We start from the raw sequence: 21,826 nt of genomic DNA, 5'->3' as shown, positions 1-21,826 counted from the left end.
ACCGAAGGCACCGTCGGCACATCCGCCAACCGATACAAATGCGCCTTCTCCGCCGCATCCAACGACAACGTCCGCGCCACCGCATTCAAAACTTGGACACTGACATTGATTTCGCGCCCTTGTTCAAGCCAGGACAACCACGGAAAGATATATCAATGAGCCGGGGACAGCCGACTCCGCTCGAGACGCGCGAATATGCAGGTCAGAGCACCATTCTGGCGTCTACCACACAACCCCAGCAGGCGTATAGATCACTTGACGCCTGCGAGACATCGTCGAACGATGTTTTGGACTTCACCACAGTTCAGGTAGCCGGGCATGCGCCTACGCTCCAGGAGCATTACCAAGCCGCAGCAGGAACAGTGCGTGCAGAGCCGTCTCAACTGCCCAACGCAATGCGAAGGCTCCGCGACCAGTACAGCCACTTCGAACCGTGCGCCTGGCAACTGACAGCCCTGGATGTGCAACGATCTGTCGGTGCCTCAGCATTTCCGCATCTTTGTCGCCTCGCCGTCCGATGTGCGAGATGAACGCCAAGCGATCTTCGAAATAGCGGCCCGAGTTCCATACGACCCGGCGCTACGCGGCAAGGTCACGCTCGAGATCGTGGCGTGGGACGGCCCATACGGCTCGATACCCTTGCTAGCGACCGTCGACCCCCAGACCGCAGTCTCGGCAGGATTGCCACTGCCATCGGAATGTGACGTCGTGGTCGTCGTCATCCACAGTCGACTCGGCACCCCCCTGCCATCGAAATACGCGAAAGACGATGGGAACCGTCCTGTCACAGGAACCGAATGGGAGTATGAGGACGCAATCCGCGCCCATCACACATCAGGAACACCCGAGGTCTTGGTATACCGACGGGAGGGCCCGGTTTCTTTTGATCTCGATCCCACGACGGACACCTCCGTTGTGATACAGGCACACCGCCAGATCCAGGCAGTCGAGGAATTCTTTTCCCGGCTCGAAGCCGAGCGGCGCGGATTCAACAGCTACAACTCAGTGGCCGATTTCGCCGCGTCATTCGCCGACCACCTGAAAACAATCGTGCGTGCACGCTTGGACGACCCCACGCCGGTTCGCTCGAGGGTTCTCGCTGCGCTGGCCGATGGGAATGACGATGTCCCCACCAGCGAGCTCATCGGTTTTGCGGCGACCATACTGGAGGAGCCGCACCTTCGAATCATGGCGGTTGACCGACTCTCGGAGCGAGTCGTATCCGCCGAGCAAGCCGATGCCGCGCAACTCAGAGAGTTGGCGCAGCAACTCATGACCACTCGGCACGACGAACTCGGCGAAGCAGGCATCAAGCTCGCCAAACGCCTTGTCACCGATGGCAAGGCACCGATCGCGTTCCTGCGGTCGGGAGCGACGAACCCCAAGTGGCGGGTCAAGTCGGCAACAGTCGCCATCACGAGGGGGTTCGACGACACCGCTGTCATCGATGTGTACGAGGGCATCGGCAAGGCACTGAGCTACTGGCGGCCGGTGCAGACAATCTCAGAGCATCTCTGCGAGATGACGGAACGGTTGGGCGACACCGACCGAGCACGAGCAATTCATATCCTCCGAACGTTGTTGTCCAACCCTCGGCAATCGGCGAATCAGCAGACACGTCTACGACAGGCCATCACTCAACTCGGCGGTCAACCGACTTCCGACACTGCTTTCGACTAGGTCGAACTCCCACAGACGGACAGTGCCGTCGGCACCGACGCTCGCCAACCGTCTCGGGCCTCCAACGGCAAGACATCAGCTGTCCGGGCACCATGCCACCAAAAGCGCGGAGTAGGGATTCGCATTCCACGCGACCCCGCCATCAGCGGTCACCGAGCACAATCCGGCGTCGGAACTCGACAGACCGTTGCCGTCGCACACCGCCCAAAGCGACACCGACGAAGGAGGCCACAAAGCGCCCCGCCAAAGAACACCCCTACGGCGCCCACCGAGACCCTGACCGCCAGATAGGTCACCGACGCACTCGGCACCGCCCGAAGGCGCTGCGCGTGGTAGTCCTTCATGCGTCGGACGCCTACGTAGCCGTGGGCACCGGGTCGCGCTACTCGGTCACCGCGAAGGAGGTCGATCCGACGCACACTCGCTGATGACGTGTATCAACGAGCGCGAAGCCGCGAAGAATCTGCATGCCAACACCTGCGCCTGGAGGGTCACTACAGCTTCCACCTGCCCGACCTCGGCGGCAGCCACCGGCCGCTCAGGCCCGCGGCCAGGAAGGCGACGGCGTCGACCGCATCGACGAGCACGTCGAGTGTGACGAAAGTTCTGCCGTGCCCTTCTCAGCGGTGGCGCGGGCGAGGCAACAATGCGAATGCGCTTTCCGCAATCGAGGTCAGGCGGGCGGGACTGTGGCCGTGCGCGCCTACGACATCGATCCCGCGGACGATGGTCAGCAGAAGGTACGCGAGGTCGTCGGGATCCGCGTCGGGGTCGATGTCGCCGCTGCGCTGCGCGGCTCGCACACACTCGGCCACCGCCGTCGCGACCACGGAGAAGCAGTCGTTGGCCAAGCGTTCCACCTCGGGGTCGGAGGCGCCGAGCTCCAGGGCCATCTTGGCGGCGAAGCAGGCCGCCGCCGCCCGGTCCGGGGCGGGGGGTACGTCGGCGGCGAGTGGCACCCCGTCGACGGCGCGGAGCAAGAACCCGCGCAGTCGTTCCAGGGCGCCCTCGTCCGGTCCGGCGAGCGCCTTCGGCACAAACTGCCCCAGCCGGGCGGAGTACCCGGCCATCGCCTGCAGCAGCACGCCTTGCTTGCCGTCGAACGCGGCATACAGGCTGCCGCGGCCCAGGCCGGTGGCAGCGCTGATGTCGTCGACGCTCGTGCCGTTGTAGCCCGAGGTGCGGAACTGCCGCTCGGCGGCATGCAGGACGTGGTCACGGTCGAAGCTTCGTGGTCTCGCCATACACAGAAGGTAGCGCCGATCCGCCTTCTTGACAACTCAGTACAGAACCATCTAGATTTCTGACTGTTCAGTACACAACCACCCTGAGCCTGCCGGAACCGGCTGGTCGGGGCTTGCAGGACCGGCGCGGACCGTGTCGACCTGAGCACAGGCGACCCCGCACAGCGCACGACAAAGTCATGCCCACAACCGAAGGAACCAACATGCAGACAGCTCCCCCAGTGGCGCTCGTGACGGGCGCCTCCTCCGGGATCGGACGGGCGGCAGCGCTCGCCCTCGTGGAGGCCGGCTTCGCGGTGGTCGGCACGAGCCGCAACGCGGCGAACGCCGAACCGCTCGCCGGGGTGACGTTCCTCGATCTCGACGTGGCCAGCGACGAGTCGGTCCGCTCCCTGGTCGATGAGGTGATCGAGCAGTTCGGTCGGATCGACGTCCTGGTCAACAACGCAGGCGTGGGCGCGGTCGGCGCCGGCGAGGAGAGCTCGATCAACCAGACCAAAAAGGTCTTCGACATCAACGTCTTCGGCCTGATTCGGATGACAAACGCAGTGCTGCCCCACATGCGCGCCCAGGGCAGTGGCCGCGTGGTCAACGTCTCCTCGGTACTCGGTCTGATCCCAGCCCCCTTCATGGCCATCTACGCCGCCACCAAGCATGCGATCGAGGGCTACTCCGAGTCCGTCGACCACGAGCTTCGCGAGCACGGCGTCCGGATGCTGCTGATCGAGCCGGCCTACACAAGCACAAGTTTCGAGGCGAGCAGCCTGGCGCCCGACTCGCCCCTGCCGGTCTACGCCGCACAGCGGGAGGTCTCCCGAGACGTGCTGGCCACGGCCTTGCGCAACGCCGACAGCCCGGACGTTGTCGCGAAAGTGATCGTCGCGGCCTCCACCGATTCCAAACCCAAGCTCCGGTACACCGCCGGCTCGATAGCCGGACGCGTCAGCGCCCTGCGCCGGATCGCGCCCGCACGCGCCTTCGACAAACAAATCCGCAAGCTCAACCGACTGGCGTGACCCCTCATCGAATGGGCTTCGTGGCGGTGGGTGATGTACGTGAACGGCACCCCCGGCCTCGCCATACGTAGGAGGTAGGGCCGACCCGCCCTTCTTGACAACTCAGTACAGAACCGTCTGTTCAGTACGCAACCATCCTGAGCTGACCGGACAAGCTGCGTGCACGCCTGGCGCGATTGAGAGCAACCCATGATCGATGACAACCGCATGTCCGTGAAGTTGAGCGACGGCAAGGACGACCTGTTGACGAACGGCCTCGAACGCATCGTCATACCCGGCGCAGGGCACTTCCTGCACCTGGAGCAGCCCAAGACGGTCGCCGACCACATCCTGGGCTTTCCGAACAGCTGACCCCTCCAACCACCCAGAACCCGAGTTGACCGAACCATGACCGACAAGGAAAGGCAGGAAACCATGACTGTGACGACTCCTCCGTACGCGAGCGACGCACTGACCGAGGGGACCGTCGACGCGGTGGTGATCGGCGGGGGCGCCGCGGGACTGAACGGTGCACTGATCCTCGCCCGCTCCCGCCGCTCGGTCGTCGTGATCGACAGCGGCTCCCCGCGCAACGCGCCCGCGGAGGCAGTGCACGGCCTCCTCGCCCTGGACGGCACCCCGCCGTCCGAGCTCCTTCGACGGGGCCGGGAGCAGGTGCGCCAGTACGGCGGACGCGTCGTCCACGGCGAGGTCGCCTCGGCCGAGTCTGCCGCCCCGTCGCCGGACGGGGACCTGCGGTTCACCGTCACCCTGGCCGACGGCCGCAGCATCACCGCCCGCCGCATCCTGGTGGCCACCGGCCTCACGGATGTGCTGCCGGAGGTGCCCGGGCTCGCCGAGCACTGGGGCCACAGCGTGGTGAACTGCCCGTACTGCCACGGCTGGGAGGTGCGCGATGAGCCCATCGGCATCCTCGCCACCAGCCCGGCCTCCATCGGCCACGCGTTTCTGTTCCGTCAGCTGACCGAGGACCTGACCTACTTCACCCACGGCACTGACCTGGACGAGGACAGCCGCGCCCGCTTCGCCGCCCGCGGCATCCGCATCATCGACACCCCGGTCACCGAGGTCGTCAACGACGAGGACGGTGCCCTCGCCGGGGTGCGCCTGGCCGACGGCCAGGTCGTGGCCCGCCGCGTCCTCGCGGTTGTCCCGCAGATGCAGGCCCGCACCCAAGGCCTGGAAGGTCTGCACCTGCCGGTGCAGGACCTGCCGAACATGGGCCGCGGTTTCGCCTCCGGCATCGCCGGCACCACCGAGGTGCCGGGTGTGTGGGTGGCCGGCAACGCCACCGATCCGGTCGCCCAGGTCGGGGCCTCCGCAGCGGCCGGCGCACTGGCCGGCGACTACATCAACAGGATGCTGGCCACCGCGGACACCGACGCGGCCCTCCAAGGATCGCCGAGGTAAGCCCGGAAGGGGCCACAGGACGATCTCGAAGCCCTGAACTCTCAGCCCGTCACCCACTCGCCTCACCTTCATCGGCGAGGAAATCGATCAGTTTTCCCGTCTGGAAACCAATCAGTTCAGACGGTTCACAGCCATGCCCAGCAACCGAGGAGAAAATGAGTACCAGCATCGACCGCGGGGCGCCCGCCTCCGGAAAGACAGACCCGGGCCTTCGCGGCTCACATGCCGTGCGCTGGTGGGTGCTGGTCGTGCTAGGCCTGGCACAGCTCATGGTCATGCTCGATGCGACCGTCGTGAACATCGCGCTGCCCGAGGCGCAGCAAGACCTCGGCTTCAGTGACGGCAGTCGGCAGTGGGTCATCACCGGTTACGCGCTGACGTTCGGCAGCCTGCTGCTGCTCGGCGGCCGACTCGGTGACCTGTTGGGCCGACGTACGCTCTTCGTGATCGGGTTGGCAGGTTTCGGGGCCGCGTCCGTCGTCGGCGGCGCGTCTGGCAGCTTTGAGATCCTCGTCGCGGCACGCGTGGCCCAAGGCCTCTTCGCCGCACTGCTCGCGCCCGCGGCACTCTCACTGCTCAGCGTGACCTTCACCGAACCGTCTGAAAGGGCGAAGGCCTTCGGCATCTTCAGTGCGTTGGGTGGTGCGGGCGGCGCGATCGGGCTGCTGCTCGGCGGCATGCTCACCGAATGGGCGTCGTGGCGCTGGGTGATGTACGTGAACGTCGCCTTCGCGGCCCCCGCCCTGATCGGTGCATTGCTGCTGCTGGCCAAGCCCGTGATCACCAACAAGCCCAAACTCGACATTCCGGGCATCGTCGTGGTGAGCGCCGCGCTGTTCGCCATCGTCTACGGGTTCGCGCACGTCGAGTCCACCAGTTGGACCAACCCGGTCGCCCTCGGCTCCATGATCGTGGGCGCGGTGCTGCTCGTGGTGTTCGTATGGCTGGAGTCCGATGTCGCGCATCCGCTGCTGCCGCTGCGCGTTGTGCTGGACCGGACCCGCGGTGGTTCGTTCGTGGCGGTGTTCGTCCTCGGTATGGGGATGTTCTCGATCTTCCTGTTCCTGACCTACTACTTTGCGGCCAGCCTCGGCTACTCGCCGATCGAGACCGGTCTGGCGTTCCTGCCGATGGTCGCGGCCATCGTCGCTACGTCGACCACGATGCCTTCGCTGGTGCTGCCCAAGGTCGGCCCGAAGATCGTCGTCAGCGCCAGCTTCCTGGTCGCCGCAGCCGGTATGGCCCTGCTGACCCGGCTCGAGTTGGACAGCACCTACGCCACCCACATCATGCCCGGCATGATCCTGCTGGGTCTCGGCATCGGCGGGGCGATGACCACCGCGTTCCAGGGGGCGACCTCAGGCCTGCACCGCGATGACGCGGGCGTCGCCTCGGCGCTGATCAACACCGGTCAGCAAATCGGCGGCTCCATCAGTACGGCGCTACTGACCACCGTTGCCACGACGGCCACGACCGACTACCTGACTTCGCACACGCCCAGCGCGCTGGCCGCGGCGCAGGCCGGGGTCGAGGGCTACACGGCCACCCTGGCGTGGGGCTCCGGGTTCTTCGTGGTCGGTGCGGTGATCGCGGCGTTCCTGATTCCGAATCGGGCTCTGGAGCCGTCCGAGGGCGAGCCCGTGATGGCCCACTGAGCCTGGATCCACCCTAGAGATGCCCTGCTACCTGCGATGACTGTTGTTCTCAGGACACACTTCAACGCAGGAAGCAGGGCATTTTCAGTGTGGTGGCCGGCCTCTACCGAACGGACGCCTCCTGCCCGCCTTTGCCGTGTGCGACAGCCCGGCCCCACCCTGGAAACCGATCGCACGATGAGCGTCACGTTCGACGTGGTTACGCTGCACGTCACCGTTCACTGACCCTTTCACCCCCTCGGCGCTGACCGTCGGGCGGCGGGATCGGTCTGCGCCTGCCAGCGCATCAGCGCCTCCGCCGACGGGCGCGCATACCGGGCCAGCGACCGCACCGAGGTGTGCCCGCTCATCCGCATCAGCATCGGTGTCGAGGTCCCATCCTCGGCGGCATGGGTCAACCGGCTGTGCCGCAATTGATGCAGGGTGAAAGGCCCGCGCGCGAAGTCGGCAGAGTGGTGTTCGAAGACCTCGAGCGCACGTCGATACGACAACCGCCCCCGCAGAGTCGAAGGATCGATATCGTCGCAGCGTCTTGTCGACGTCGGTGGGTATCTGGACGCGCGTCGTTCGCAGCGCCGACGGGCCGTTCAGTGCCGAAACCTGCACGGCCCGCATGAGCGCCTGGCGCTCAGACACCTAGACCCACAGGAAGTTCATCGATGATCTGGTCCAGATACTCGCTCATGCCGAACAGTTCGGTGCCGTCATCGGCGATCCACCGCGTCTGGCCTTCGAGGATTCGGGTCACCTGATCGGCTCCCACGAAATCCCGTTTGCGATGCCGCAGCGGCACTGTGACACCGACATTCCCGACGAAGCGCCAGCTCTTGTCGCCGTCAGCGACAAGTTCCACCGAAATTCGCCGTGGCAGATAGTCGTCACTTCTTTCGGTGCTGACCCGGACCTCGACGCAATGATGCACCTCCTCGCCGTCCCAGACGAAGCCTCCGGTCAGTGGGGCGCCGTGCTGAGTGCCGAAGTACGCGCCCATGAATCCGAAGGTCGCGTTCGACCCGTGCAACCACCGATAGAACCAGGGCGCCTGCCACGACCGCGGGCCCCACGAGTGATCGCGCAACCCGGTGCCGGTCACTTCGAACGAGTCGCCTGCCACGGTAATCGAGCCGGTTACGGCCATGAACTGCTCGTAGTGGTTCGGCGCGAACGCGGGCCCATCTCCGTCGAAGCTGTGCGCGAATGGTTCGGAGAGCCGCGCGAAGGTCAGTTCCACGTCACATACGACGCGCAAGGTGGCCGCGAGGTTGCGCGGTTCCGAGAGAACTTCCGGATCGTCGAGAAGATTGACCTCCCCGGCAAAGCTGGCCAGAAGTGTCGTGAAGGGCTCCTCGACACGAAACTCCAGGCCCTCTCCCACCATCTTTTCGTTCGTTGTCGTCTCGGGCCGCGCGAATCCGAACGCCACCCTCCCATCAGGCAAGTAGAGGCAGACCGTGCGTTCGCCCTTGCCCTCGTTCGGCCGGTTGGCCAGTCGTACGAAGCCGCTGATTCGATTTTTCGGATCGTGGAAGTGGAAGTACATGGACTCGTTGAAATCGAGCTCTGTGCCTACGGGGTGGGTGTAATCGTCCTCGGGCCCCATGCGTTCTCCTCGGCGTATTCGATGTCGTCCTGGCCGCCGCCGTCGAGGAATACGGCCGCTGCCTCGAGCAGATTGCCGATGGTCGCGTCCAGCTCGGAGAGATCCAGCGAACCGTGGTCACCCATGGAACCGGACCGGCGCCGTAAGAGAACGCCCTGCAGCAGTGTCGCCGCGCGCCAATGGGTGAACGCGCGGTAGTAACCGATCCGTCCGGCATCCAAACCGGTTGCCGCGCAATACGTGTCGATCAGCTCTGCTCGGTTCGGGAATCCTCCGGCACGGGTCGGACTCGGCAGGACCGTCCGGGGCTCATTCGGCCCGCGCCAGTCGTTGAGGAGCCAGGCGAGGTCGGCCAGCGGATCGCCCAAGGTCGCGAGTTCCCAATCGAGCACCGCGGTGATCCGACTCGAGTCGACCAGCAGATTCGACAGTCGGTAGTCACCGTGCGTGATCACAAGGCGCTGCTGAAGCGGAATGTCGTCCTCGAGCGATGACCGGACGTGATGCCAAACGCGGTCGTGGGCCGACAGCTCTCCCCATTGCGACCAGCTCTTGACCGCCCGCCGTATCTGCCGCGGCAGATACTCGGTAGCGGGGCCGAGGTCGTCGAGCCCCACCGCCGCCGGTTCGATCGAGTGCAGACGAGCGAATACCTCGATCACCTGTCGTCCCAGCGCGGAACGTTGCCGTGGGCTCAGCGCCGCCGCGTCCTCCTCCGATTCAAATGGCGCCCCGGGCATCCGGGTCATGACATAGAACGGCGCTTCCTCGTTCACGCCGATCACGGACGGGAGCGGAACTCCGGTCTCCGCCAACGCATCGAGAATCCGGGCCTCACGCAGCACGTTGTGCGCCGTCGGGTCGTGCCTCCCGGCGGTGGCTCGCGTAGCACCCAGCGAGCCCCGGATTCGTCACTGATCGAACTGGTGATGCTGGACTGGCCGATTCCGATTCGCTCGATACGCAGGGCGCCGCACACGTCGGTCCGGTCCGAAAGCCAGCGCTGGAGCTGCTTCGCCCGTTCTACTTCCGCGCTGGTCACAGAAGTCACCGGCCTTCGAAGATGGGGGCGGATTTGGTGATGAAGCTGCGTACGGCTCGTGCCGCGTCGACCGTGCCGCCGGTGCGCGCCAGCGCGTCTATCTCGGCGCTCAACTGCTCGGGCAAGGTCGAGGACAGGGAATTCCGTAACAGGGTTCGGATTTCGGCATAGGCCGCGGTCGGTCCGGCCGCCAACCTCTCGGCGTGATCAAGTGCTATCCGCTCGAGCTGATCCGGCGCGACGACCTCGGAGACCAATCCCCACTCCCGGGCTTCGCGGGCATCGAGGACACGGCCGAAGTACAGCGCCTGCGCCCGACGCAATCCGACCAAACGCGGCAGAAACCACGAAGTTCCGCCGTCACCCGACAGACCGAGCGTGGTGAAGCCGGTCGCGAACTTCGTTCCTTCGGCGGCGAGGGCCACATCGGCGCAGTACATCATCCCGAGTCCACCGCCGCCCACCGACCCATGTACCGCGGTGATGACAGGCACTGGCAACTCGGCGAAGAGCCGCAGAGCTTCATGGTATGGCGTCGCCATACGGCGCAGAGTCGACGACAGTTCCCCGGGCTCCGTGTCGGCGAAAACAGTGATATCTCCTCCGACCGTGAAGGCCGGACCATTGCCCATGATCGCCAATGCCCGCAGATCCGATCGCGCCGCACAACGTTGCGCGACCTCGTACAGATCGTCGGCCATCGTTTGGTCTATCGCGTTGCGTCGAGATGGCCGGTTCAGACGAATGACGCCGATTCCATCGGTCACCGAGAACTCGAGTGTGCGCAGACCGCTGTCCGGGGTCAACGCCTTGCGCCATCGCTCGCTGTCCGTCAGCTGCACCAGTCCGCTGATCCGGCCCTGCGAGAAGGTCAGAATATGCACGAACTCGGCGTCCAGCACTCCGTGACCGATCCGGGCGGTACCGGTGTACCGGCCGATCACCGCGAGCCGGCCGTCATCGAGCCAGTTGAACTCCGCCGGCACCGCGCGCGCCGTGTAGTGCTGGGCGATGCGACCCCAGAAGTCGCGTCGCATCGCATCGGGTCCGCGGTACGCGCCGCCGAGATCGAATGGCATCCCCGCTGTTGTCCGCCCCTCGAAATGAGGGTGCAGTAGGGCATCGAGCCGAGTTCGATCCCCCGCCGCCAGCGCGTCGTACAGCTCGGATGCCAACCTTTGGCCCGTACCCCGCTCCGTCGGGTCACTCTTACGATTCATCGTCGAATCCAGCTTTCTCGCATACTTCGCCGCAAATTCGCTTCTAATATATATTAGAAATCTAGCGCACGAATGGCGCGCGGTCAAAGCCGCTCCGCTCAGCGGCCCCGGAGAGCGTCGAGCGTCTCCAGATCAGCAACGTGCCGCGCGATTCTGCGGATAGCCCACAGCGTGCAGTCCCGCGGTTGCAACTCCGGTTCGAAGCGACTGCCACCGAGGGTGAAAAGCCCGAAAACCAACGCGTGTAGCGGCTGTTGCCGGTAGGCGAGCCAGGCCTCGTCGAAGGTCGGGGGCTGCGCCACGCCGGCGGACCGCAACCGCTCGAGGTACAACTCCAGCAACTCCTTCTCCCACAGCCGCCGGTCGTTCGTGTCGAGGCAGCAGGCCATGGCGTAGGAATAGTCCAGAGCCCAGTTGCCGACCGCAACGCACTGCCAGTCGTACAACCCCATCCTTCCCTCGGGGTCGCGCAGCCAGTTGCCGAGGTGAACGTCTTGGTGCAGCAGGGTTCGGGGCCCCTGGTCGTGCAGTTCGAGCGAACGCATGAAGGCGGGATAGACCTCACGGGCGCGAGACAGCAGTTCCGCGGGGACGACCGCGGATGCCCGACAAAGTCCCGTCAGGGTGCGCTTTTCGAAGCCCACCTTGCGGTTGAGATTCGCCTGCCATTCGTGCGCGCCTTTCCGCCGATTCAGGTCCCGATCGAATCGGGGGCTGTTCCAGAACGCTCCGTGGTAGGCCGCCAGCTCGCACACGATGTCCTCGGCATCGGATCGGTTGACGCGATGCTCCAGCGGGTTGGGGAACGTCCAGCCCTGTGCCGCCAGATCCTCCAGCACCACGAACGATCGGTAGGTCCTCGGGTCGTATTGCGCGTAATACGCACGCGGGCTACGCAATTCGACCTGATGGCGGGCATTGGTATAGAACTGGGATTCACCCTCGCCGATCTCGGTCAGCCCGAGAAGCAGGCGGGACGCGAAAGTCGCGGTCGACTTCGTGAAGAAGGCCTCCGGGAGAGGCGCCGATCGCCCGGCCTAATTGTAGGTAACCGTCAGGCCCCGTCTGGAGCTCGTGCCGTCGCTGCCACCTACCACGTCGAATTCCACGACCTTGGCGGCGGATTCTCCGACACAGAGCACACGGGTGAGCCATTCCGGCGTTAGCGCGTTCGCGGAGGGCGGCACCTGTCCGGGATCGGTCACCGTGGCGCCGCCCGGCGCGCTTTTCTCACGAAGAATGTGCCACGCCACGCGGGCAGCCAAACCCACGGAACTGAGTTTGCTTCCATTGCCCATGTCTTTACCTGTCGATTACTTGCTGTCAGTACCTACGCGAGGTCACTAGCGGGCCAACGGTAGTGGGGTTTCCCCGTTGACCTCTGGATTCTTTGCCGTCCCCAGCACTGTGGCCGGCCAGTCGCCGATCTGCGCCAGTTCCTCGACGATGGCAACCTGCGCGGCGTGCGGCAGCGTGTGCATGATCTCCTGCACGCGCGCCTTGCGGCGGTGCACCGCCTGGCGCACCGGCCTGCCCGGGGTGGCCTTCATCTGCGGGATGATGCCCTCGACCTCTTCGGCGCCACCGTGATGGTGGCCCGCGTCGACCATCGCCTGCTCGCGCGCCATCTGCGCCTCGTCCTTCTCCTCGGACATGCCGATCGGGCCGATCATGCGGCCGTTGAGGAACTGCTTGACCACCGGCTCCTCTGAGGTGAGCAGCACCTCGCGCGGACCGAACATGACCAGCTGGCGGCGGAACAGCATGCCGATGTTGTCCGGCACCGTGCGCGCCAGGTTGATGTTGTGCGTGACGATCAGGATGGTGGCGTCGATCTGAGCGTTGATGTCGATCAGCAACTGCGACAGGTACGAGGTGCGCACCGGGTCCAGGCCGGAGTCGGGCTCGTCGACCAGGATGATCTGTGGGTCGAGCACCAGGGCGCGGGCCAGACCGGCGCGCTTGCGCATACCGCCGGAGATCTCACCGGGCAGCTTGCTTTCCGCACCGAGCAGACCGGTCAGCTCGAGCTTCTCCATCACGATCTTGCGGATCTCGGACTCGCTCTTCTTCGTGTGCTCCCGAAGCGGGAACGCCACGTTGTCGAAGAGGTTCATCGAGCCGAACAGCGCGCCGTCCTGGAACAGCACGCCGAAGAGCTTGCGGATCTCGTAGAGCTCTTTGTTGGAGCAGGTGGTGATGTCGGTGCCGTCGATGTAGATCGAGCCGCGCTCGGGGCGCAGCAGGCCGATCAGCGACTTCAGGAACACCGACTTACCGGTACCCGAGGGACCGAGTAGCGCGCTCACCTCGCCGGAGGGCAAGGTCAGACTGACATCCTGCCAAATTCGCTGCGAACCGAAGGACTTGGTTACACCCTCGGTCTTGACTTCGACGCCCATGGCGAACTCCTTTCTGGGTGAATGTCAGGCGGGTCTGATGCCGGAGATCAGCCAGGTTCCCGCGGCGTCGGCCATGTCACCCGGACGCGGCTTCCGTCCAGCCGCGGCCCCTTGTACGTGCTCATTGAACAGAAGTCTCATCTACATTTGATTAGATTCCATGATCACAAACCCCTCGAACGCGGAACACGGGGAGCTTTCAGGGATGTCACACGACCCGACCGGACGTGCGTGACATGTGCGGCGGATCACACACGAAGCGTAACATAAGTCGGCTTATCCACAAGTGTCGCAGGCCACTTGGCCTCCAGCGTGTTTTTAATCTAAAGTAGATAAGTATGACAAGTCTCATAGCGAGGAAGAGAGGGTGGTTCGCATGCTGCTGATTGCCGATCAACCCGAGGACTGGACAGCACCCGGCGCCCATCAGGTCGCGCGTGGAGTGCACCGCGTTCCACTTCCCCTCCCCCTCGACGGACTCGGGACAGTCAACGCGTACGTCCTGGAGACGGCCGCCGGGCTCGTCGTCATCGATCCCGGCTGGTCCGGGGCGGAGACCGAAAAGGCCATGACCGCGGCGCTACAGGGACTCGGCTTCCAACTCGACGACATTGTCACGTGCCTGGCCACACATCACCACTGGGATCACTATTCTCAGGCGTACGCTTGGCGCACCACTCTCGGCTGCGAACTGCTGGTCGGCAGGCAAGAACAGCACAGCATCTTGGGATTCCGTACCGACGCCGGTCGATACCCCAACCATGCCACGCTGCTTACCCGCTGTGGCGCATCCGAACTCGCCCGAGAACTCGCCCGCACTCCCGTACCAGAGGAGGAAATGGGCGTTGCCTTCGGCCCGCCGGACCGCTGGCTCGAGCACGGCGACCGAATCGAGATCGCCAACGGCGAGATCGAGGTGATCGCGACGCCCGGACATACACGGGGGCATGTCGTCTTCTACCACGCCAGAAGTCGATTGCTGTTCTCCGGCGACCACATCCTTCCGCACATCACGCCGTCGGTCGGTTTCGAGTGGACTCCCGAAGCTCATCCACTCCGCTCTTACATCACCTCGCTCGAACTGGTGCGCGGCCTGCCCGACGCGGCCGTGCTGCCATCTCACGGCCCGACGACCACCAGTAGCCACAGCCGCATCGATGAGCTCCTCGGCCATCACCAACAGCGGTTGGACGAGATCTGCGACGAGGTCGCCGCCGGCTCGTCGACCGCTTACGAGGTCGCCCGCGCCCTGCGCTGGACTCGACGAGGTCGGCGACTCGATGAATTGCCGATCGACCACCAACTATCCGCGGTCACGGAAATTCACGCGCATCTGGACGTGCTGTGCATGCTCGGACGAGTCGGTTACACCGACCAACGCAACGTGCGCAGCTACGCTCTCAGTGCGTAGTCCGCGTGCCCCGCCGGATCCCCTGTTCGGCGGGCACGCGGATGTGTCCGCCGAATCGCCACGTCAAGCGCTCACCCATGCCGCGGCGGTGATGCTGTCCACAGCCTGTTCGTACTCGACCCGCATGCGTTCCACGATCGCCGCGGTGCTCTCGACCTTGTCGATCACGCCGATACCCTGACCCGCTCCCCAGATCTTGCTCCACGCCTTCGGTTTCGACTCGTCGGACACCGAATCGAGTCCCTGCCCGTTGGTGGTAGGCAAGTTGTCAGGGTCCAGCCCGGCATCGGCAATGCTGCTGCGCAGGAAGTTGGCGCGCACCCCGGTGAAATAGTTCGAGTACACGATGTCGGATGCGGAACTGTCGACAACGCTCTGCTTGTACTCCGGAGATGCATTTGCCTCTCTGGCGGCGATGAACGCCGAACCGACATATGCCAGGTCGGCGCCTGCCGCCTGCGCGGCCAGCACTGAACGCCCGTGCGCGATCGCTCCGGACAGCAGCAGCGGACCATCGAACCACTGCCGAATCTCCTGCACGAGCGCGAACGGAGACAACGCGCCCGCATGCCCGCCCGCCCCGGCCGCGACGGCAACAAGACCGTCGGCGCCCCTCTCGACCGCCTTGCGCGCGAAGCGGTCATCGGTCACGTCGTGTAGCACGATTCCCCCGTAGGAGTGCACGGCTTCGTTCACGTCCTCTCGCGCACCGAGCGAGGTGATCACCAGCGGCACCCGGTGCCGCACACACACCTCGAGGTCGTCCTCGATGCGCGCATTACTCCTGTGCACGATCAAGTTGACGGCGAACGGCGCTGCCTTGCGCAGGCCGTCGACCGCCGCATCATGGTCGGCCAACCGCTCGGTAATCTCCGCCAGCCAGTCCTCCAGCATGCTCACCGGTCTGGCGTTGAGCGCGGGAAACGATCCAATCACTCCCGAAACGCACTGTGCGACTACGAGATCCGGGCAAGAAACGATGAACATCGGGGCGCCGACGACGGGCAGCACAAGTCGCGAGCAGAGGATTTCAGGAAGCATCGGCTACCACCGTTCGAGGTTCGGCCGACACGAATCAAGTCGGCAAGTTGTTTTTATCATATATTAAAATCGTTCGCCCGGTGGTCAACTGCCGCAATGCTGATCCGCCTGGTTACCGAGACGTAGTCTAATTTATAGTCAAAACTCTTGCTTTGAAAGCGGTACGGTGAGGCGGTGTCAAAGGCCAAGATCGGCATTCGATGCCGGATCCTCTCCATCGCACTGGTGCCCAGCCTCGCCCTCGTAGTCACGGGAGCGATCGTCGCTGGGCTTCTGCTGGTACGGCGACATCGGTAAAGATCCTCGTCGCGGGCGGCTTCGGGTCGGCAAGACAACGATGGTGGCTGCCGTCAGTGAGATCACGCCGCTCCGAACCGAGGAGTTACTCACCGAAGTCGGTCGCGCCGTCGACGATCTATCCGGTGTCGAGTCGAAGCAAACGACCCCCGTGGCCATGGACTTCGCCCGCATCACCATCGACCCCGACCTCGTGCTCTATGTATTCGGCACTCCAGGCCAGGACCGGTTCGGGTTCATGTGGGACGAGCCCGGCGCGTTGGGCGCAGTCGTCTTGGCCGACACCCGGCGACGCGAAGGTTCTTTTCCACCAGTCGATTTCTTCCAGCGTCGCCGATTGCCCTTCGTCGTCGGCGTCAACTGCTTCGACGGTGCCCCGGAGTACAGCGTCGTGGAGGTCCGGGAGGCTTTGGATCTCGACGAGCATGTACCGGTCCGGCTGCGCGACGTCCGCAGGCGAGATTCTGCCAAGGAAGTTCTGGTTCACCTGTGGGAGCACCTGATCTCGACACATGCAACTCGGTGAGAACGCCCCGCCGGAGCAGCTATGCGGAGCGAACCGCTCGGTCCTTTGCCGAATCGATGACCTTCCTGATCTCGCCCCGACCAACAGAGGAGCTTCCAACATCGGCACATGCCCGACCTCCGGCAGCGTTATCGCCGTGATCGTCGGTATCTCGGCGACGGTCCGCCGGCCGTATCGCGCCGGTGGGATGACCCGATCTCGGTCGCAGAACAGGACACTTGTCGGCACTTCGAGGCGCCGCATGGCCGCCACCGCGGTGGCGGCAATCGTCGACGATGCTGTCGAAACAGCGACAGTGCGCAGGGGCCTCGATTGTCACGGCGGCCAGATCCTGGGGCACCCGGCCAGGCCGTTGTGTGAACGATCGCAACAGCACGCGGCGCGCCAGATGAGGGACCAGGGGATGCGCCACGAACCATAGAGTCGGCGCCACTCGGGAGAACCTGCGGAACTTCCGCAGGAATGCATCGGAGGCCGGGCTGTTCGGCTACCAGATCCCGGCCGGTGCCACCGCGGTCACCGACCGCGCCCGACCGCGGGCCGCCAGTTCCAGCGCCAGCCAACCACCGAGCGAATTCCCCGCCACGTGGGGGTCGGGCCACCCGGCCGTGTCCATCTGACGCTCCAGAAATCCCGCGAGTCCGGCTATGGTGAGCGGCCCATCCGGTTCCGGACCACCTCGGTGGCCGGGCAACGTCGGCGCGAGCACATCGAAATCCCCGCTCAGCTCATCAATGACCGCGCCCCAGGACTGCCAGGTGAGGGTGAACCCGTGGATCAAGAGCACAGGATCTCCCGAGCCTCCGCGGTACGCTGCGGAGGCAATCGCAGCTGAACGCTTCCTTGCGCCGCCCATAATGCATCCTGCGGGTCAGTGCCCGTTTCGGCAGACAGGCCGATGCAATATCTTATAACATAGATTCGAAAATCGACAGCGAAGGGGGGAACCGCCTGTATCGTGGGTATGTCGCCGAGACGAGAGATAGAGAGCTGTCCTATAGTTGAACCGTGGCTAGAAAACCGAAGGCGCAGCAGACCGCGGACGAGGACCGCTCGGCCGAGCCGAAGTCGGCCAGGACCCGTCAGCGCATTCTGGACGCTGCCGCCCATGTGCTGAGCATCAAGGGGTACGCGGGGACACGACTGAGCGATGTCGCCGAGTACGCCGAACTTCAGGCGCCAGCTATCTACTACTACTTCCCCTCGCGCGAGGAGCTCATCGAGGAAGTCATGTGGAGCGGGATCGCGGAGATGGTCCGGCACATGCAAGGCGTTCTCGACGAGATACCCAGCGAAGTCTCGCCGATCGACAGAATCATGATCGCGATCGACGCCCATCTACGCCATGAACTCGAACTATCCGACTATGCGACAGCGGCGATCCGCAACAGCGGCCAGGTCCCGGAACACCTGCGCGCTCGCCAGCTGGCCGAAGAAGCCAACTACGGCACGATCTGGCGCAAGCTCATCAAGGACGCGGCCGCCGAGGGACAGATCCGGAAAGAGCTGGATCTACACATCACACAGATGTTGATCATGGGTTCGCTGAACTGGGCAGCCGAGTGGTGGACCCCGCGACGAGGATCGCTGGAAACCGTTATCCGCACGGCACAATCGCTGATCCGCAACGGAATCGCCACCGATTCGCCCGGCAAGCCGGCATTGCCCCCGATTATCCAAGCAGACGCCGAGTCCGCCTGACCGCGGAGCCGATCAGCGCACGATTCGGAGCTCCTCGGTCGAGCACTCTTGCACCGCCTCCTCGACAGCGGCGAACTCGTCGTCGGCGATGTCCCCTCGAGCTGGACGAGATCGCCGCTGTCGTCACTTTCGAAGTACGTCCAAGCGAGAGCTCGCAGATCCCCAGACCCGTGCACTTGCTGCGATCGACGACGACCTTCGGGGCTCCTATGTCAGGATCGACCGCGATAACGCCGGTTGGCAAGGTCTGCCATGGCCGCCATCCCGGTGCTATATTTTGAATTGAACTTAAATTAGTTATGCTCCAGGGTCGACAGTGGATCAACCGCAGGAGGGAGGGCGCGACCTTGTACCTACGATGCTCCGCCACGTGCACACGCGTCACGGGCGACAGCCAGGCGGCGGGACAGGGAACATCACCTCATCTCCACTCGCGTATCCGATGAACGCCACCCGCGAACGCATCCTCGCCGCGGCCGCCCATATTCTCAGTCGACGGGGTGTCGCGGGGACGCGACTTGCCGACATCGCGACACACGCAGGACTGCGCCCGCCCGCCGTCTACTACTACTTCCGATCACGCGATGATCTGATCGCCGAAGTGATGCGCGAAGGGCAGCGACGGGTGCGTGAACATGTCGAGCACGCGCTCACCTCCGCACCACCAGAGGCCTCCGCGATCGAGTTGATCGACGCAGCGGTCGAGGCGCACCTGCGCATCGAACTAGAACTTTCCGACTTCGCCTCCGCGGTGACCCGGAACGCCGGTCAGTTGCCGCTGTCGATCGCGGAGTCACTGCGCCAGGAGAGCGTCGCGTATCACGCGATTTGGCGTGCCCTGCTCGAACGCCTCGCCGAGTCAGGAGATCTACGCCCCGGACTCGACATCGGAATAGCCCGCATGCTCGTCGTCGGCGCACTCAACTGGACAGCGGAATGGTGGAATCCGGACCACGATTCACTGGACAACCTGATCGCGACCGCACAGTTGATCGTGCGCAACAGTCTTGCCACAGACAGCCGCGGCCGCCCGCGCCCGGATCAAGACGCCGTTGCCCTGCGGCACCCTTGAAATCGGTACAGATTTTAGTTTATATTAAAATAAATAGCACTCACCGTAGGAGTACCCATGCCTGAGGCGTACCTCATCGATGCCGTTCGCACAGCGGTCGGCAAGCGCGGAGGCGGATTCGCTCAATCGCATCCGGCGGATATGGCCGCGCATACCATCAAGACAGTGGTCGGCCGCAATGAATTCGATCCCGCCGACATCGACGACGTGATCCTGGGCTGTCTCGACAACATCGGTTCACAGGCGGGCGACATCGCGCGTACCGCGGCGTTGGCGGCGGGACTGCCGGAATCGGTCCCCGGGGTCACGATCGACCGCCAGTGCGGATCGGCGCAGCAGGCCGTGCATTTCGCAGCGCAGGCGGTCATGAGCGGTACAAGTGACCTGATCGTGGCGGGCGGCGTGCAGAAAATGAGCCAGTTCCCCATCCTGAGCGCGTTTCAGGCCGGCGAACCATACGGCGCGACCGATCCATGGACCGGGTGCGAAGGCTGGCAGGCCCGCTACGGCGCCGAGGAGATCTCCCAGTTCCGGGGCGCGGAGATGATGGCGGAGCAATGGAACCTGAGCCGGGAAACCATGGAGGCCTTCGCCTTCGAAAGCCACCGCCGTGCGCTGAACGCCATCACCGAGGGCTACTTCACGCGTGAGATCACCGAATTCGCCGGTGTGTCCGTCGACGAAGGGCCGCGCGCCGACACTTCGGTCGCAAAGATGGCGACACTGAAGACCCTGATCGAAGGGGGCCGCCTCACCGCCGCGGTCGCCAGCCAGATCTCCGATGGTGCGGCGGCTCTGCTGGTCGCCTCCGAATCAGCCGTCGAGCGTTACGGGTTCAAGCCCCGCGCGCGGATTCACCACATCTCGGTGCGCGGCGCGGATCCGGTAATGATGTTGAGCGCGCCGATCCCCGCCACCCAGCACGCACTCAAACGAGCGGGTCTGTCCATCGACGACATCGACGTCGTGGAGATCAACGAGGCGTTCGCGCCCGTCGTCCTCGCCTGGATTGCCGAGACCGGCGCCAACCCGGCCATCGTGAATCCCAATGGTGGCGCGATCGCGCTCGGGCATCCGATCGGCTGCACGGGGGCCCGGCTCATGACCAGCATGCTGTACGAACTCGAGCGTATCGGGGGCCGTTACGGTCTGCAAACCATGTGCGAGGGCGGCGGTCAGGCCAACGTCACCATCATCGAAAGGCTCTGAGATGCGCCGGGCCCTTTACGAGCCTGACCACGAGGCGTACCGCGCGACGGTTCGCGCCTTCCTCGAACGAGAGGTTGCCCCTTACAAGGACAAGTGGGACGAGGACCGTTGGATCGACCGCGCGGTTTACCAGAAGGCCGCGGCGGCCGGACTGTACGGACTCGAGATCGGGGAGGAATACGGTGGCTCCGGAGTGCGCGACTACCGATATCGGATGATCGTCTGTGAGGAAGTGTCGCGTATCAACGCACTGTCGTTCAACCTCACGATCAGCCTGCAGGACGACCTCGTCCTGCACTATCTTCTCGATCTCACCACCGATGAGCAGAAACGACGCTGGCTGCCCGGCTTCGCCGCGGGCGAGATCATCGGCGCCCTCGCCATGACCGAGCCTGGCGCGGGCAGCGACCTGCGTGGCATTCGCACCAGCGCGGTCCGGGACGGCGACCATTGGATCGTCAACGGGCAGAAGACCTTCATCTCCAGCGGCATCATGGCCGATCTGGTGGTGCTTGCCGCACGCACCGACCCCGACGCGGGCTCGCGCGGATTCAGTCTGTTCGCCGTCGAACGCGATACTCCAGGATTCGAACGCGGACGCAAGCTCGACAAGATCGGGTTACCAGGGCAGGACACTTCAGAACTGTTCTTCGAGAATGCTCGTGTGCCGCATGCGAACTTGCTCGGCGAAGAGGGCAGGGGCCTGCAGTATCTGATGAGCCATCTGCCCCGGGAACGCCTCGGCGTCACAGCCAAAGCCTTGGCGACCACGCGGGCGATCCTCGATCAGACTATCGAGTACTGCAAGCAACGGGGGGCCTTCGGCCAGCCGATCGCCGGCTTCCAGCATGTCCGATTCGAGCTTGCCGAGATGCAGACGGAAGTCGACCTCGCAGAGGCCTACACCGACAAATCGGTGCTGGCCTACAACGCGGGTGAGCTCGATCCGATCGACGCGGCAAAAGGCAAGTGGTACGTCAGTGAGCTCCAGAAACGAGTGATCGACCGCTGCCTGCAACTGCACGGCGGGTACGGCTATATGACCGAGTACCCGGTCGCCAAGGCCTACACCGATACTCGGATACAAACCATCTATGGCGGTACCACGGAGATCATGAAGGAGCTCATCGGACGGGCGATCGTACGCTGATTTCCCGGGCGGCCGGCTATACCGGCCGTAGACAGTGATAGATGCGAGCGGCCCCGAACCTTCAGAAGGTCCGGGGCCGCTCGTGTAGATGCTCAGCCCGCTATGCCACGCTCGATGAGGTTGTCCACCTCCGCGATTCCCCACTCGGCA

20 protein-coding genes and 1 pseudogene are annotated in these 21,826 nt (G+C 64.4%); 11 read left to right on the top strand and 10 right to left on the bottom strand.

From position 1 onward, the window contains the following. The first annotated feature begins 477 nt into the window (after positions 1 to 477). Complete coding sequence (locus ACZ6DL_RS34660; RefSeq protein WP_466057558.1) at positions 478 to 1,680, top strand: hypothetical protein; 1,203 nt, start codon at positions 478 to 480, stop codon at positions 1,678 to 1,680. Between the two features lie 620 nt (positions 1,681 to 2,300). On the opposite strand, the gene ACZ6DL_RS34655 is transcribed toward ACZ6DL_RS34660, so the two are convergent. Beyond that, complete coding sequence (locus ACZ6DL_RS34655) at positions 2,301 to 2,924, bottom strand: TetR/AcrR family transcriptional regulator (protein ID WP_466057557.1); 624 nt, start codon at positions 2,922 to 2,924, stop codon at positions 2,301 to 2,303. Between the two features lie 203 nt (positions 2,925 to 3,127). Here ACZ6DL_RS34655 and ACZ6DL_RS34650 point away from each other — a divergent pair, with 203 nt between their 5' ends. The 4 genes from ACZ6DL_RS34650 (at position 3,128) to ACZ6DL_RS34635 (ending at position 7,005) form a co-directional block, all read left to right on the top strand. Then, positions 3,128 to 3,940, top strand: a complete 813-nt coding sequence (locus ACZ6DL_RS34650) for an oxidoreductase (protein WP_466057555.1) — start codon at positions 3,128 to 3,130, stop codon at positions 3,938 to 3,940. A gap of 207 nt (positions 3,941 to 4,147) precedes the next feature. Further along, positions 4,148 to 4,291 (top strand): alpha/beta fold hydrolase, encoded by a 144-nt coding sequence (locus tag ACZ6DL_RS34645; RefSeq protein ID WP_466057553.1) that lies wholly within the window; start codon positions 4,148 to 4,150, stop codon positions 4,289 to 4,291. Positions 4,292 to 4,354: 63 nt separating this feature from the next. Beyond that, positions 4,355 to 5,350 carry an NAD(P)/FAD-dependent oxidoreductase gene (locus ACZ6DL_RS34640; protein ID WP_466057552.1) on the top strand — a complete coding sequence of 332 codons (996 nt, stop codon included), beginning with the start codon at positions 4,355 to 4,357 and terminating at the stop codon, positions 5,348 to 5,350. A 155-nt stretch (positions 5,351 to 5,505) separates the two neighbouring features. Continuing rightward, the gene (locus ACZ6DL_RS34635) at positions 5,506 to 7,005 is read left to right on the top strand and encodes an MFS transporter (RefSeq protein WP_466057550.1); all 1,500 of its coding nucleotides are present in this window, start codon (positions 5,506 to 5,508) and stop codon (positions 7,003 to 7,005) included. A gap of 230 nt (positions 7,006 to 7,235) precedes the next feature. Here the strand turns inward: ACZ6DL_RS34635 and ACZ6DL_RS34630 are convergent, their stop codons facing one another. The 7 genes from ACZ6DL_RS34630 to ACZ6DL_RS34600 all read right to left on the bottom strand — a co-directional run bounded on the left by ACZ6DL_RS34630 (position 7,236) and on the right by ACZ6DL_RS34600 (position 13,269). After that, positions 7,236 to 7,496, bottom strand: coding sequence for a tyrosine-type recombinase/integrase (locus ACZ6DL_RS34630; RefSeq protein ID WP_466057549.1), 261 nt, complete (start codon positions 7,494 to 7,496; stop codon positions 7,236 to 7,238). Between the two features lie 137 nt (positions 7,497 to 7,633). After that, positions 7,634 to 8,605, bottom strand: a complete 972-nt coding sequence (locus ACZ6DL_RS34625) for a DUF7065 domain-containing protein (RefSeq protein WP_466057547.1) — start codon at positions 8,603 to 8,605, stop codon at positions 7,634 to 7,636. Further along, a complete protein-coding gene (locus tag ACZ6DL_RS34620; RefSeq protein WP_466057545.1) occupies positions 8,572 to 9,450 on the bottom strand; it encodes a phosphotransferase family protein in 879 nt (292 codons plus the stop codon). Before ACZ6DL_RS34620 ends, ACZ6DL_RS34625 begins: the two co-directional genes overlap by 34 nt. 202 nt (positions 9,451 to 9,652) lie before the next feature. Further along, positions 9,653 to 10,954, bottom strand: a complete 1,302-nt coding sequence (locus ACZ6DL_RS34615; RefSeq protein WP_466057543.1) for an enoyl-CoA hydratase-related protein — start codon at positions 10,952 to 10,954, stop codon at positions 9,653 to 9,655. A gap of 11 nt (positions 10,955 to 10,965) precedes the next feature. Then, positions 10,966 to 11,817: a phosphotransferase gene (locus ACZ6DL_RS34610; RefSeq protein WP_466057564.1), complete on the bottom strand. Its 852-nt coding sequence runs from the start codon at positions 11,815 to 11,817 to the stop codon at positions 10,966 to 10,968. 87 nt (positions 11,818 to 11,904) lie between these two features. Beyond that, a complete protein-coding gene (locus tag ACZ6DL_RS34605; protein WP_466057541.1) occupies positions 11,905 to 12,165 on the bottom strand; it encodes a hypothetical protein in 261 nt (86 codons plus the stop codon). Between the two features lie 45 nt (positions 12,166 to 12,210). Further along, entirely contained in the window at positions 12,211 to 13,269 is a 1,059-nt protein-coding gene (locus ACZ6DL_RS34600; protein WP_466057539.1) for an ABC transporter ATP-binding protein, read from the bottom strand. Positions 13,270 to 13,645: 376 nt separating this feature from the next. Here ACZ6DL_RS34600 and ACZ6DL_RS34595 point away from each other — a divergent pair, with 376 nt between their 5' ends. Next, entirely contained in the window at positions 13,646 to 14,680 is a 1,035-nt protein-coding gene (locus tag ACZ6DL_RS34595) for an MBL fold metallo-hydrolase (protein WP_466057538.1), read from the top strand. A 63-nt stretch (positions 14,681 to 14,743) separates the two neighbouring features. On the opposite strand, the gene ACZ6DL_RS34590 is transcribed toward ACZ6DL_RS34595, so the two are convergent. Next, positions 14,744 to 15,721, bottom strand: coding sequence for an NAD(P)H-dependent flavin oxidoreductase (locus ACZ6DL_RS34590; protein ID WP_396978113.1), 978 nt, complete (start codon positions 15,719 to 15,721; stop codon positions 14,744 to 14,746). A 299-nt stretch (positions 15,722 to 16,020) separates the two neighbouring features. Between ACZ6DL_RS34590 and ACZ6DL_RS34585 the strand changes: the two are divergent. After that, positions 16,021 to 16,544 (top strand): annotated as a pseudogene (locus ACZ6DL_RS34585) (GTP-binding protein). Between the two features lie 487 nt (positions 16,545 to 17,031). Here the strand turns inward: ACZ6DL_RS34585 and ACZ6DL_RS34580 are convergent. Further along, the gene (locus tag ACZ6DL_RS34580; protein ID WP_466057537.1) at positions 17,032 to 17,331 is read right to left on the bottom strand and encodes an alpha/beta fold hydrolase; all 300 of its coding nucleotides are present in this window, start codon (positions 17,329 to 17,331) and stop codon (positions 17,032 to 17,034) included. Between the two features lie 221 nt (positions 17,332 to 17,552). On the opposite strand from ACZ6DL_RS34580, the gene ACZ6DL_RS34575 reads away from it, so the two are divergent. From ACZ6DL_RS34575 to ACZ6DL_RS34560, 4 genes are all read left to right on the top strand, one after another. Next, complete coding sequence (locus tag ACZ6DL_RS34575) at positions 17,553 to 18,245, top strand: TetR/AcrR family transcriptional regulator (RefSeq protein WP_466057535.1); 693 nt, start codon at positions 17,553 to 17,555, stop codon at positions 18,243 to 18,245. A gap of 442 nt (positions 18,246 to 18,687) precedes the next feature. Then, on the top strand, positions 18,688 to 19,317 hold the full coding sequence (locus tag ACZ6DL_RS34570) for a TetR/AcrR family transcriptional regulator (protein WP_466057534.1): 630 nt from the start codon (positions 18,688 to 18,690) through the stop codon (positions 19,315 to 19,317). Positions 19,318 to 19,374: 57 nt separating this feature from the next. Next, positions 19,375 to 20,526, top strand: coding sequence for an acetyl-CoA C-acetyltransferase (locus ACZ6DL_RS34565; RefSeq protein ID WP_466057532.1), 1,152 nt, complete (start codon positions 19,375 to 19,377; stop codon positions 20,524 to 20,526). 1 nt (position 20,527) lies between these two features. Continuing rightward, complete coding sequence (locus ACZ6DL_RS34560; RefSeq protein ID WP_466057531.1) at positions 20,528 to 21,676, top strand: acyl-CoA dehydrogenase family protein; 1,149 nt, start codon at positions 20,528 to 20,530, stop codon at positions 21,674 to 21,676. Positions 21,677 to 21,826: the final 150 nt, after the last annotated feature.

The organism is Nocardia sp. NPDC041819, from assembly GCF_055590505.1.
The sequence above is the reverse complement of the archived record's forward strand: the minus strand, read 5'-3'. Positions and strand labels throughout refer to the sequence as shown.

Bases quoted from the DNA above. Each gene is read 5' to 3' on its own strand.
- ACZ6DL_RS34655 (WP_466057557.1), bottom strand. From the start codon at position 2,924: ATGGCGAGACCACGAAGCTTCGACCGTGACCACGTCCTGCATGCCGCC.
- ACZ6DL_RS34650 (WP_466057555.1), top strand. From the start codon at position 3,128: ATGCAGACAGCTCCCCCAGTGGCGCTCGTGACGGGCGCCTCCTCCGGG.
- ACZ6DL_RS34645 (WP_466057553.1), top strand. From the start codon at position 4,148: ATGTCCGTGAAGTTGAGCGACGGCAAGGACGACCTGTTGACGAACGGC.
- ACZ6DL_RS34640 (WP_466057552.1), top strand. From the start codon at position 4,355: ATGACTGTGACGACTCCTCCGTACGCGAGCGACGCACTGACCGAGGGG.
- ACZ6DL_RS34635 (WP_466057550.1), top strand. From the start codon at position 5,506: ATGAGTACCAGCATCGACCGCGGGGCGCCCGCCTCCGGAAAGACAGAC.
- ACZ6DL_RS34625 (WP_466057547.1), bottom strand. From the start codon at position 8,605: ATGGGGCCCGAGGACGATTACACCCACCCCGTAGGCACAGAGCTCGAT.
- ACZ6DL_RS34605 (WP_466057541.1), bottom strand. From the start codon at position 12,165: ATGGGCAATGGAAGCAAACTCAGTTCCGTGGGTTTGGCTGCCCGCGTG.
- ACZ6DL_RS34600 (WP_466057539.1), bottom strand. From the start codon at position 13,269: ATGGGCGTCGAAGTCAAGACCGAGGGTGTAACCAAGTCCTTCGGTTCG.
- ACZ6DL_RS34595 (WP_466057538.1), top strand. From the start codon at position 13,646: ATGCTGCTGATTGCCGATCAACCCGAGGACTGGACAGCACCCGGCGCC.
- ACZ6DL_RS34590 (WP_396978113.1), bottom strand. From the start codon at position 15,721: ATGCTTCCTGAAATCCTCTGCTCGCGACTTGTGCTGCCCGTCGTCGGC.
- ACZ6DL_RS34570 (WP_466057534.1), top strand. From the start codon at position 18,688: ATGAACGCCACCCGCGAACGCATCCTCGCCGCGGCCGCCCATATTCTC.
- ACZ6DL_RS34565 (WP_466057532.1), top strand. From the start codon at position 19,375: ATGCCTGAGGCGTACCTCATCGATGCCGTTCGCACAGCGGTCGGCAAG.
- ACZ6DL_RS34560 (WP_466057531.1), top strand. From the start codon at position 20,528: ATGCGCCGGGCCCTTTACGAGCCTGACCACGAGGCGTACCGCGCGACG.